The organism is Duganella sp. P38 (assembly GCF_050859475.1).
Classification (GTDB): domain Bacteria; phylum Pseudomonadota; class Gammaproteobacteria; order Burkholderiales; family Burkholderiaceae_D; genus Rugamonas.
This window is the reverse complement of record NZ_CP193936.1, coordinates 798,005-809,977: the sequence shown is the minus strand read 5'-3', so window position 1 is coordinate 809,977 and position 11,973 is coordinate 798,005. Positions and strand designations below refer to the sequence as shown.

General features: G+C 63.9%; 11 protein-coding genes. 5 read left to right on the top strand and 6 right to left on the bottom strand.

Annotated features, from left to right (window positions below):
* Positions 1-113: 113 nt before the first annotated feature.
* Complete coding sequence (locus ACRQ5J_RS03685) at positions 114-2,450, top strand: penicillin-binding protein 1A (protein ID WP_432381176.1); 2,337 nt, start codon at positions 114-116, stop codon at positions 2,448-2,450.
* Here ACRQ5J_RS03685 and cyaY read toward each other — a convergent pair.
* The gene (cyaY, locus tag ACRQ5J_RS03680; RefSeq protein WP_432381175.1) at positions 2,447-2,785 is read right to left on the bottom strand and encodes an iron donor protein CyaY; all 339 of its coding nucleotides are present in this window, start codon (positions 2,783-2,785) and stop codon (positions 2,447-2,449) included. The two genes, ACRQ5J_RS03685 and cyaY, sit on opposite strands and share 4 nt — an antisense overlap.
* 39 nt (positions 2,786-2,824) lie before the next feature.
* On the opposite strand from cyaY, the gene lptM reads away from it, so the two are divergent.
* Together lptM and lysA are read left to right on the top strand one after the other, a co-directional pair.
* Entirely contained in the window at positions 2,825-3,004 is a 180-nt protein-coding gene (lptM, locus tag ACRQ5J_RS03675) for an LPS translocon maturation chaperone LptM (protein ID WP_432381174.1), read from the top strand.
* Between the two features lie 5 nt (positions 3,005-3,009).
* Positions 3,010-4,287 (top strand): diaminopimelate decarboxylase, encoded by a 1,278-nt coding sequence (lysA, locus tag ACRQ5J_RS03670; RefSeq protein ID WP_432381173.1) that lies wholly within the window; start codon positions 3,010-3,012, stop codon positions 4,285-4,287.
* Positions 4,288-4,371: 84 nt separating this feature from the next.
* On the opposite strand, the gene ACRQ5J_RS03665 is transcribed toward lysA, so the two are convergent.
* The 5 genes from ACRQ5J_RS03665 to ACRQ5J_RS03645 form a co-directional block, all read right to left on the bottom strand.
* The gene (locus tag ACRQ5J_RS03665) at positions 4,372-4,962 is read right to left on the bottom strand and encodes a sulfite oxidase heme-binding subunit YedZ (protein ID WP_432381172.1); all 591 of its coding nucleotides are present in this window, start codon (positions 4,960-4,962) and stop codon (positions 4,372-4,374) included.
* Positions 4,962-5,939 carry a protein-methionine-sulfoxide reductase catalytic subunit MsrP gene (gene msrP / locus ACRQ5J_RS03660; protein ID WP_432381171.1) on the bottom strand — a complete coding sequence of 326 codons (978 nt, stop codon included), beginning with the start codon at positions 5,937-5,939 and terminating at the stop codon, positions 4,962-4,964. Before msrP ends, ACRQ5J_RS03665 begins: the two co-directional genes overlap by 1 nt.
* A 71-nt stretch (positions 5,940-6,010) precedes the next feature.
* Complete coding sequence (ccsB, locus tag ACRQ5J_RS03655) at positions 6,011-7,174, bottom strand: c-type cytochrome biogenesis protein CcsB (protein WP_432381170.1); 1,164 nt, start codon at positions 7,172-7,174, stop codon at positions 6,011-6,013.
* A gap of 12 nt (positions 7,175-7,186) precedes the next feature.
* Entirely contained in the window at positions 7,187-9,286 is a 2,100-nt protein-coding gene (locus ACRQ5J_RS03650) for a cytochrome c biogenesis protein ResB (RefSeq protein ID WP_432381169.1), read from the bottom strand.
* A gap of 118 nt (positions 9,287-9,404) precedes the next feature.
* On the bottom strand, positions 9,405-10,070 hold the full coding sequence (locus ACRQ5J_RS03645) for a c-type cytochrome (RefSeq protein WP_432381168.1): 666 nt from the start codon (positions 10,068-10,070) through the stop codon (positions 9,405-9,407).
* A gap of 157 nt (positions 10,071-10,227) precedes the next feature.
* Here ACRQ5J_RS03645 and yihA point away from each other — a divergent pair, with 157 nt between their 5' ends.
* Positions 10,228-10,956: a ribosome biogenesis GTP-binding protein YihA/YsxC gene (gene yihA, locus ACRQ5J_RS03640; protein WP_432381167.1), complete on the top strand. Its 729-nt coding sequence runs from the start codon at positions 10,228-10,230 to the stop codon at positions 10,954-10,956.
* Positions 10,949-11,950, top strand: coding sequence for a porphobilinogen synthase (gene hemB, locus ACRQ5J_RS03635; protein WP_432381166.1), 1,002 nt, complete (start codon positions 10,949-10,951; stop codon positions 11,948-11,950). The genes yihA and hemB overlap by 8 nt, the downstream gene beginning before the upstream one ends.
* The last annotated feature ends 23 nt before the right edge of the window (positions 11,951-11,973 follow it).

Here is an 11,973-nt window from a genome sequence, read left to right as displayed (position 1 = left end):
TAAAGGTATTTCTATTGTGCATATTTGTTCCAGTGTGCGGGTTTCGCCACACTTAGGCGCGGTGCGCGGCTCGCTTATAATGGCCGCGATAATTCACCGAAAGATCGAACTGCATGACCTCTACCAATTCGGAAAACCCACCAAGCAAGCCACGCGGCAAAGCCTCGCGCTTCCTGCTGCTGGCCGGCGTCTCCATCGCCGGGCTCGGCGTCACCGGCGTGCTGCTGGTGGTCTTCGGCCTGGCCATCGCCTACCCCAACCTGCCCGAGATCGACACGCTGACCGACTACCGGCCGAAAATGCCGCTGCGCATCTTCTCGGCCGACAATGTGCTGATCGGCGAGTTCGGCGAGGAGCGCCGCAACCTGGTGCGCATCAAGGACATCCCGGACGTGATGAAAAAAGCCGTGCTGGCGATCGAGGACGACCGCTTCTACGAGCACGGCGGCGTCGACTACACCGGCATCCTGCGCGCCACGCTGCACAACGCGGTCGGCAGCGGCGGCAGGCAGGGCGCGTCGACCATCACGCAACAGGTGGCGCGCAACTTCTTCCTGTCGAGCGAACAGACGATCAAGCGCAAAGTCTACGAGATGTTGCTGGCCTGGAAGATCGAAAAGAATCTGACCAAGGACCAGATTCTCGAGGTGTATATGAACCAGATCTACCTGGGCCAGCGCGCCTACGGTTTCTCGTCGGCCGCGCAAATCTACTTCGGCAAGAACCTGCGCGACATCAGCATCGCCGAAGCCGCCATGCTGGCCGGCCTGCCGAAAGCGCCGTCGGCCTACAACCCGGTGGTCAACCCGAAACGCGCGCGCACCCGCCAACAGTACATTCTGCAGCGCATGCACGACTTGGGCTACATCAGCGACAAGCAATATGAGACGGCCAAGGCCGAGGATCTGAAGGTCAAGACCGACAGCAGCGAGTTCGGCGTGCACGCCGAGTACGTGGCCGAGCTGGCGCGCCAGCTGGTCTACGAGCAGTTCAAGGAAGACACCTACACGCGCGGCCTGAACGTGTTTACCACCATCACCAAGGCCGACCAGGACGCCGCCTACCTGGCGCTGCGCAAGGGCGTGATGGACTACGAGCGGCGCCACGCCTATCGCGGCCCGGAAGCCTATATCGACATCCCGGCCAAGAAGGAAGAGGCCGACGACGCGATCGAGACCGTGCTGGCCGAACACCCGGACAACGACGACCTGATGGCGGCCGTGGTGCTGTCGGCCTCGCCGCAGCTGATCACCGCGGTCACCGCCTCGGGCGAGGAAATCAAGATCAGCGGCGCCGGCCTGGAGCAGGGCCGCTCATGGCTGTCGGACAAGAACCCGCCGAACAAGCGCATCCGTCGCGGCGCGGTGATCCGCGTGCTGCAGGACGGCAAGGACTGGCTGGTGGCGCAGATGCCGGAAATCGAATCGGCGTTTGTTGCGGCCAGCACCACCGACGGCGCGATCAAGGCCATGGTGGGCGGCTTCGACTACAACCGCAACAAGTTCAACCACGTGACCCAGGCCTGGCGCCAGCCGGGCTCGTCGTTCAAGCCGTTCATCTACTCGGCCTCGCTGGAGCGCGGCCTGTCGCCGGCCACCATCATCAACGACGCGCCGATCTCGTTCGACGCCGGCCAGACCGGCGGCCAGGCGTGGGAGCCGAAGAACTACGACGGCAAGTACGACGGGCCGATGACGATGCGCAAGGGCCTGACCAAATCGAAGAACATGATCTCGATCCGCATCCTGCACCGCATCGGCGCCAAGTACGGCCAGGAATACGCCACCCGCTTCGGCTTCGACGCCGACAAGAACCCGCCGTACCTGACGCTGGCGCTGGGCGCGGGCAACGTCACGCCGCTGCAGATGGCCGGCGCCTACGCGGTGTTCGCCAACGGCGGCTACAAGATCAGCCCCTACCTGATCTCCAAGGTGACCGATGCCGACGGCAAGATCCTGTCGCAGGCGCGCCCGGACCTGGCCGGCGACGAGAAGAACCGCGTCATCGACGAGCGCAACGCCTTCCTGATGGACTCGATGCTGAAGGACGTGGTGCGCTTCGGTACGGCCGCCAAGGCCAATGTGCTGGGGCGGCGCGACATCGCCGGCAAGACCGGCACCACCAACGATTCGATCGACGCCTGGTTCGCCGGCTACCAGGCCAAGCTGGTGGGCATCGCCTGGATCGGCTACGACCAGCCGAAAAACCTGGGCAACCGCGAAACCGGCGGCGGCCTGGCGTTGCCGATCTGGATCAACTACATGCAAAAGGCGCTGAAGAATATTCCGATCGAGGAACGCGCGGTGCCCGATGGCGTGACGCTGATCGGCGATGACTACTACTATGCGGAAAATCCGCCGGGCACCGGGGTTGGCAACCTCGATGCGCCGGGGCACGGCACGCCGGCCGAGGAAAAGGCCAGGGACGCCGTGAAGAACGAGCTGTTTTAAGCGTCGGGCGCGACCACCACCGGCGCGCCGCCCTGCTTCGTGACTTCCTCGGACAGGGTGGCGAACAGCTCGGAGCCGTCGCGGGTGTTGCGCCACTGGCCGTCCTGCTGGCGGTAGTGGTAGCCGCCCGAGCGCGAGGCCAGCCACAGCTCCTGCATCGCCGCCTGGCTGTTGACGATGATCTTGGAACCATTGTTGATGAACTCGATTTCGAGCACATTGCCGCTGCGGCTGCACTCGACGTCGGTCATGTCGGCGTCGTTCAAACGGTCGAGGGCCGCCTCGATGGCGTCCAAGGTGGCTTCGGCTTGCGCCAGGAATTCTGATTCGCCCATGCTACACTCCAGTATCTGCACTTAATTCGTGATTCTATCGTGAAGTCCACTTTCCGTTTGATTATTGGCGCGGCGACCCTGTGCCTGACCGTATTGCTGAGCGGCTGCGGCCAACCCGGCCCGCTGTACCTGCCCAAGCCTCCAGCAGCCAAGCCAGCCGCCAACAGCGGCGCTCCTGCTCCGACCGCCATTCCGGTGCCCACCGCCCCCCAACAATAATTTCTATGTCGCAATTTTCGTATAAAGACGGCGTGCTGCACGCCGAAGGCGTTTCGCTGAGCGCCATCGCCGAGCAGTTCGGCACGCCGGCGTACGTGTACTCCAAGGCCGCGCTGCTGGCCAATTTCGCCTCCTACGCCGACGCCTGCCAGGGCCGCGACGCGCTGGTGTGCTACGCCATGAAGGCCAACTCGAATCTGGCGATCCTCGACCTGCTGGCGCGCCAGGGCGCCGGCTTCGACATCGTCTCCGGCGGCGAGCTGCAGCGCGTGCTGGCGGCCGGCGGCGACCCGCGCAAGGTGATCTTCTCCGGCGTCGGCAAGAGCGTGGCAGAAATGCGGCTGGCGCTGACGCACGACATCCTGTGCTTCAACGTCGAATCGATCCCCGAGCTGCACCGCCTGAACGAGGTGGCCGGCGCGATGGGCAAGAAGGCCCGCATCTCGCTGCGCGTCAACCCGAACGTCGACGCCAAGACCCACCCCTACATCGCCACCGGCCTGAAGGCCAGCAAATTCGGCGTCGCGTTCGACGACGCGCTGGCCACCTACCGCGCGGCCGCGCAGTTGCCGCACCTGGAAATGTCGGGCATCGACTGCCACATCGGCTCGCAGCTGCTGGACGACGCGCCGCTGCTGGAAGCGCTGGACCGCCTGATCGAGCTGATCGACCAGCTCGGCGCCGAAGGGATCGAACTGCACCACCTGGACATCGGCGGCGGCATCGGCATCGACTACCGTGAAGAGGGCGAAGCGGCGCCGGTGCCGGTGGGCGACTACCTGGGCCGTTTGTTCGCCAGGATCGACGCCCGGCGCGCGGCGCGCCACAACGGCAAGCCGATCAAGGTGATCTTCGAGCCGGGCCGTTCGATCGTCGGCGACACCGGCGTGCTGCTGACGCGGGTGGAATTCATCAAGCACGGCGAAGAAAAGAACTTCTGCATTGTCGACGCCGCCATGAACGACATGGCGCGGCCGGCGCTATACCAGGCCTGGATGGACATGCAGCCGGTCGTGCAAGGCGGCGCCGAGGCGGCGCTCTACGACGTGGTCGGCCCGATCTGCGAATCGGGCGACTGGCTGGCGCGCGACCGCGCGCTGGCGGTGGCGGCCGGCGACCTGCTGGTAATGCACACGGCCGGCGCCTACGGCATGACGATGGCGTCCAACTACAACACGCGCGGCCGCGCGGCCGAGATCATCGTCGACGGCGCGGTGCCGCACCTGGTGCGCCAACGCGAAAAACCGGCCGACCTCTACGCGCTGGAATCGCTGATCAAATAACCTCCGGGGTCAGGTCTGACATTCGCACACGAGCTCAACTGCGATGCAGTTGAGCTCGTGTGCGAATGTCAGACCTGACCCGAATTATTTGCGGGCGGACCAGAGGCGCGTCAGCAGCAGCGCGCCGAGGATGGCGCCGAAGATGATCGGCTGCGTGAAGTTGTGCTTGCCCGCTTTCATCCACCAGAAGTGCAGCACCGCCAGCGGCGCGATGACGTAGATCAGCCGGTGCAGCCATTGCCAGCGCTTGCCGCCCAGCCGCTTGATCATGCCGTTGGTGCTGGTCGCCGCCAACGGGATCAGCAGCACGAAGGCGATGAAGCCGACCGTGATGAACGGCCGCTTCAGCACATCCCGCCACATTTCCGCCAGGTCGAAAAAGTGATCGAACCACAGGAAGGTGATGAAGTGCAGCAGCCCGTAGAAGAAGGTGTACAGCCCCAGCATGCGCCGCATGCGCACCAGCCAGTTCCAGCCGCTCAGGCGCCGCAACGGCGTTAGCGCCAGCGTGAAGCACAGAAAGTACAAGGTCCAGTCGCCAGTGCCGCGCGTGATGAATTCCAGCGGGTCCACCAACTGGTCGGTCAGCGTTAAGTACGCCATGCGCAGCAGCGGCGCCAGCGCCGCGATGAATACGGCGCCCTTGAGCCAGCTGACTTGTTTGGTTGTCAGCATCAGTAGAATTTCTTCAGGTCCATGCCGGCGTACAGCGAAGCGACGTCGTTATAGCCGTTGAACATCAGCGTCTTGCGCTTGCGCGACAGGAAGCCGTCCTCGCCGATGCGGCGCTCCGACGCCTGCGACCAGCGCGGGTGGTCAACCTCCGGATTCACATTCGAATAGAAGCCGTATTCGCTCGGCGCCGACAGGTTCCACGAGGTGCGCGGCTGGTCTTTGACGAAACGGATCTTGACGATCGACTTGGCCGACTTGAAGCCGTATTTCCACGGCAGCACCATGCGCACCGGCGCGCCGTTCTGGTTCGGCAGCACGTCGCCGTACATGCCCAAGGTCAGCAGCGCCAGCGGGTGGTTGGCTTCGTCGATGCGCAGGCCTTCGGTGTACGGCCATTGCAGCACGCGGCTGCCGATGCCCGGCATCTGTTTCTTGTCGGCCAGCGTGACGAATTCCACATACTTGGCGTTGCCGGTCGGCTCGACCTTTTTGATGATTTCCGCGAACGAGTAGCCGATCCACGGGATCACCATCGACCAGCCCTCCACGCAGCGCAAGCGGTAGACGCGCTCCTCCAGCGGCGCCAGCTTGAGCAGCGCGTCGATGTCCAGCGTCATCGGCTTTTTCACTTCGCCTTCGATGGCCACCGTCCACGGCCGCGTTTTGAGCGTGCCGGCGTAGCGCGCCGGCTCGCTCTTGTCGGTGCCGAATTCGTAGAAGTTGTTGTAGCTGCTGGCGTCCTTGAACGGCGTCTGCTTGTCGAGCGCCGAATAGGCCTGGTTGAGTTTGGCCGGAAGTTTTGCGCCCGTGCCTTGCGCGAAGGCTTCGCGCTGCGCCATCTCCAGCAGCGCTGCGCCGCCGACCGCGCCCAGGGCGATCTGCTTGATGAAGCTGCGGCGCGATTCGTACAGCGCGCGCGGCGTGATTTCCGAGGGGAACGGCAAGTCGATGCCGTTGGGGCTGCGCTTGATCAGCATATGGGCTCCGGTAGATGGGTGTCAGGGCTAAACCTTACACCAATCTACCCGAGCCAGTTTTAAACTTCTGTTTACAATTTACCGTAGGAGTGCAGGCCGGACAGGAACATATTGACGCCCAGGAAAGCGAACGTCGTCACCAGCAGGCCCACCAGCGCCCACCAGGCCGCCGGACGGCCGCGCAGGCCGGTCATCAGGCGCATGTGCAGCCAGGCCGCGTAGTTGAGCCAGACGATCAGCGCCCAGGTTTCCTTCGGGTCCCACGACCAGTAGCCGCCCCACGCTTCGGCCGCCCACAGCGCGCCGAGGATGGTGGCGATGGTGAAGAAGGCGAAGCCGGCCGAGATGGCCTTGTACATGACGTCGTCCAGCACCTCTTCCGACGGCAGCCGGTCCTTCAGGTAGCCCGAGGTCTTCAGCAGGTAGGCCGAGGCCACCATGGCCGCCAGCGCGAAGTTGCCGTAGCCGATGAAGTTGGCCGGCACGTGGATTTTCATCCACCAGCTTTGCAGCGCCGGCAGCAGCGGCTGGATGTCGGCAGCGTTGCGCGAGGTGGTGTACCAGAACAGGAAGCCGATCGCCGCCGAGATCACCAGCAGCACGAACGGCCCCATCTGCCGGGTGGCGTAGCGCTGCTCGAAGTACAGGTAGAACATGGCGGTGATCAGCGAGAACAGGATGAACACTTCGTACAGGTTCGAGACCGGGATGTGGCCGACGTCGGCGCCGATCAGGTAGGACTCGTACCAGCGCACCATCATGCCGGTCCAGCCCAGCACCACGGCCGCCCAGCTGAGCTTGGTGCCGAGGCTGGACGCGGCTTCCGAGCGGCCGATGAAGCCGATCCAGTAGAACACGGTGGAGATGACGAACATCACGCTCATCCACAGCACCGCCGACTGGCTCGACAGCATCATGCGCAGCCAGAATTTCTGCGTGCCGTTGTCCAGCTGGCCGTTGTACATGGCGATCGCCGCCAGCGACAGCAGCGCGATCAGCGGCATCAGCCAGCGCACCGGCTTCCAGTGCCAGCCGAGCGCGGCGAAGGTCGGCGCGGTCAGCAGCAGGATGCCCTGTTCGTAGATGTCCATATAGTGGCCGTAGCGGTTCAGGCCGAAGATGGCGCCGGCCAGCAGCGCCAGCGCGAACAGCCAGTCGACCGCCGTCAGGCGCTTGAAGTAACCGGGCGCCTGCTGGTAAGTTTGCGCGGCTTGCTGGGATTGGGTGAGTTCCATAATTTCTCCTGCTTACGCTGCCGGCTGCGGCAGCTTTTCCTTCAGTGTTTCAAATTCTTTCTCGAAGTCCAGCGTTTTGCGCTGGGTGCTCATGGCCATCAGCGCGGCGGCGCCCTGCGGCTCGTCCTTCAGCCAGATCCACAGGCGGCGCTCGCGGATGTAGAACATGGCAAACACGCCCAGCACCAGGAACAAGCAGCCAAGATACACCACATTCTTGCCCGGCGAGCGGGTAATCTGGAACACCGAGGCCTTGATCTCGGTAAATTCATCAAGTTGCAGGAACACCGGTGCGCCGTACAGCGACACGTCCGACAGCGCGTTGGTGGCCAGTTGCAGGAAGCGGGCGTGGGCTTCGTCCTCGCTGACCGGCGCCAGGCCATCCTTGGCGCGGGCCACCTGCCACAGGTCCCACAGGCTGCCGTTGAGGATCTTCATGAAGGCGTCGACGGTCTTTTCCTGCGCCTCGGCCGGCACCTTGGACAGGAATTGCGACACGGCCATGAAGCCGCCCGCCTGCTGGTTGCCGGCAAAGATGCTCAGGCTCTTGTCGGCCGACGCCTGCAGCGTGTCGCGCATGGCGCTGTTGGGCGAGTTGACCGTGGCGCGCGCGGCGTAGCGCCGGGCGGCCGCCGCGCGCAGGTCTGGATTTTGCAGCGCGGCGCGCAGGCGCATCCATTCGTTCAGGCCGTGGGCGTCGTCGGCCGGAATGCGCAGGTAGCTGAAGTTGTCGGCCGGATTGGTGCGCATGCCGGCCAGGAATACGGTGGCGCCGTCGATCGTGACCGGCTGCATGTAATTGTTGAACTCGCGCGCCTGGCCGGTCTTGTCGCGCAGCTTGTAGCTGACGCTCGGGCCGATGTTCTTCAGGTCCTTGTTGACGGCGTTCTTGCCGGCCGAGCCGGTGTGCTGGTCCAGGCTCTGCGCCAGTTCTTCCTGCAGGCTGCGGCCCTGCTTGACCGAGCGCGGATCGTTGCCGGCGCCGATGTTCTCGACGTTGAACGGCCGGAAGCCCGACCATTCGACGGTGTAGTCGTCGTTCAGCGTGGTGGCGCCGCCAACCTCGCCGTCCATGTCGAAGCGCCGGTCGTCGCCGCCCAGCATGGCGTAGCCCTTGAGCTTGAGCTTGCTGCCGCCGTCTTCAAAGCTGGACTGGTAGATCGCCAGGCCGTTGACGATCAGCGGCTTGTTGACCTCGATGGTGCCCTTGACGATCTTGCCGCTGGCGTTGTCGCGCACTTCGACGTCGCTGGCGTACAACTTGGGCATGCCGGTGCTGTAGAAATCGATGGTGAATTTCTTCAGGTCGATGGTGATCGGCAGTTCCTGGATCAGCACGCCATCGGGGCGGGTCAGGATGGCGGTGTTGCTGTTCTGCCCTTCCGGAATCATGGTATTGCCGCGGAAGGTGGGATTGTTGACGCTGAGGCGGTGCTGCGGCGGCACTTGCGAGATCAGGCCGCTGCCCTTGAACGGCGTCTTGCCGAGGAACCACTCCTGCAGCCGGATCGGCACGTCCGAATCGAGCAGGCCGCCGATGCAGATCACCACGATCGAGGCGTGGGCGAAGATATAGCCGAACTTGTTGGCGGCGCCGCGCTTGGCGGCCACCAGCGTGCCGTTGTCCTTGTCGACGATCCTGACCTGGTAGCCGGCGTCCTTCAGCCGGTCGGCGCTCTGCTGCGCCAGCGCGGCGCGCGGCAGCGACGAGCGCCACTGCGTCTTGTGATGAAAATTGAGCAAGGATTGCTCGCGCACGTTCTCGCGCCAGCTGCGCATGTCCTTCAGCATCTTCGGCGCGTTGCGGACGATGCACAATGTGGTCGAAATGACCAGCACCGCCATCAGCAGCAGGAACCACCAGGCCGAGTAGACGGTGTACAGGCCGACCTTGCGGAACACCTCGTACCAGAACGGGCCGAACTGGTTCAGATAATTGGACGAGGCCTCGCCCTGCTTCATCACCGTGCCGATGACGGCGGCGATGGCGATCATCGCCAGCAGGGCGATGGCGAAGCGCATCGAGGAAATCAGTTCGACGATTTCAGCGACGACGGGGCGGCGGGTTTTCAGCTGGATGCCGGTGGTGCTGGGGCTGCTGGGGCTGCTCATGCGGATTCTTTAAATAACGAGGTTGGGCGGCAGGATACCAAGAAAAAGGGCAGCCTGCTCGCGCAGCCGCCCCCTCTTTTGACCTGCTCCGCATGCGGATGATGCGGTTTCATTAACTTTACTTCAGGCCGGCGACGTAATCGGCGACCGCCTTCATTTCCTCATCGGACATGCGCTTGGCGATCGGCGCCATCTCGACGCTCTTGCGGGCGCCGGTTTTGAACAGGCCGAGCTGCGCGATCGTGTAGTCCTGGTGCTGGCCCGAGATGCGCGGATATTGCACCGGAATGCCGGCGCCGTTGGCGCCGTGACAGCTGGCACAGGCCGGCACGCTCTTGTCGGCGATGCCGCCGCGGTAAATCCGCTTGCCCAACTCGACCGTGTCCTTGTTCTTGGCCGCGCCCGGCGTCTGCTTCTGCGTCACCAGCCAGGCGGCGACGTTGCGCTTGTCCTCGTCGCTGAGCATGGTGGCGAAGGTGGTCATCACCGGGTTGTTGCGCTCGGGCGTGGTGAAGTTCACCAGCTGCTTGTACAGATAGCCCTCGTGCTGGCCGGCCAGCTTGGGATTGACGGAGATGGTCGAATTGCCGCCAGCGCCGTGGCAGGACACGCAGGCCGGCAGGCCGCGCGCGGCGTCGCCGTCGGTGTACAGCGTGGCGCCTTTGGCGGCGTCGATTTTCGGGGCGGGTTGGGCGGGCTTCTTGTCGGCGGCGTGGGCGGTGGCCGTGACGGCCAGCAAGGCGACGAGCAAGGATTTTACAAGCGGTGAAAACATACTATTCACACTATTCATTCAAGCACCCTTGGAGGAGTCTAAAAGTTTTGAACCGTGTGTGGCAACGCAGCACGAAAATGTGCTAGGAGGCACGAGGTAACTACTCATTGTACAATAGCTTAAAAAAATACCTGCCTTAACGTGTTGCATTTTCCCCCACTCCCCCATGTCTAAACTCTGGCAAGCCCGCTTCTTTACTACTGTTAACCAATTACGCGACCTGCCCGACACCCAGGTGCCGGAGATCGCTTTTGCGGGCCGTTCGAATGCCGGTAAATCGACCGCCATTAACATTTTGTGCAACCAGAAAGGCCTGGCGTTCGCCTCCAAGACCCCTGGCCGCACCCAGCACATCAATTTCTTCTCGATCGGCGGCGCGCATGTGGCGCAGCACCGTAAGGACCCGACCATTGTCGACGAAATCGAAGCGCTGCTGGTCGACCTGCCAGGCTACGGCTACGCCGAGGTGTCCGGCTCGGCCAAGCTGCACTGGCAGCGCCTGCTGGGCGACTACGTGCAGCGCCGCGACCAGCTGGCCGCGCTGGTGCTGATCATGGATTCGCGCCGCCCGTTCACCGAGCTGGACGTGCAAATGCTCGAATGGTTCGCCCCCACCGGCAAGCCTATTCATTGCATTTTGACGAAAGTTGATAAACTGAACCGCAATGAATCCGTCAACGTGCTGCGCCAGGCCAAGGCCCGGCTCGACAGCTACGTCGACGAGGACGGCGAAGGCTTCCCCTTCACCGTGCAACTGTTCTCCGCGCTCAAGCGCATCGGTATCGACGAAGCCAACGACAAGATTCTCGAATTGTTCGGCCTGGCCGACAGCGACGCCGGCGCCGATGCGGCGGAGGCGCCCACCCCAGCATTAGGAAGTGAAAGCAATGACTAAAGCAGTGTCCCCATTCCCCGCCATCCGCATGCGCCGCATGCGCCGCGACCCGTTCTCGCGCGCGCTGATGCGCGAAAACGTCATCACGGCGGCGGACCTGATCTACCCGGTATTCATCCTCGAAGGCACGCACCAGCGCGAGGCGGTGGCCTCGATGCCGGGCGTCGAGCGCGTCTCGGTCGACCTGTTGCTGAAGGTGGCAGAGGAATGCGTGGCGCTCGGCATCCCGGTGCTGGCGCTGTTCCCGGTGATCGACGGCGCGAAGAAAACCGAGGACGGCATCGAAGCCACCAATCCCGAAGGCCTGGTGCCGCGCGCCGTGCGCGCGCTGAAGCAAGCCTTCCCCGAGCTGGGCATCCTGACCGACGTCGCGCTCGACCCGTACACCAGCCACGGCCAGGACGGCCTGATCGATGAAAACGGCTACGTCATCAACGACATCACCACCGACATGCTGGTGCGCCAGGCGCTGTGCCACGCCGACGCCGGCGCCGACGTGGTGGCGCCGTCGGACATGATGGACGGCCGCATCGGCGCCATCCGCGCAGCGCTGGAGGCGGCCGGCCACATCCACACCCGCATCATGGCTTATTCGGCCAAGTACGCGTCGGCGTTCTACGGCCCGTTCCGCGACGCGGTCGGCTCGGCGGCCAATCTCGGCAAGGGCGACAAGAACCAGTACCAGATGGACCCGGCCAACAGCGACGAAGCGCTGCGCGAAGTGGGCCTGGACCTGGCCGAGGGCGCGGACATGGTGATGGTCAAGCCGGGCATGCCGTACCTCGACATCGTGCGCCGGGTCAAGGATGAGTTCAAGGTGCCGACCTTCGCCTACCAGGTCAGCGGCGAATACGCGATGATCAAGGCGGCCGCGCAAAACGGCTGGCTGAACCATGACAAGGTGATGATGGAATCGATGCTGGCCTTCAAGCGCGCCGGCGCCGATGGCGTGCTGACCTACTTCGCGCTGGACATCGCCCGCAAGCTCAAATAAACCTGCGTCGTTCCCGCGCAGGC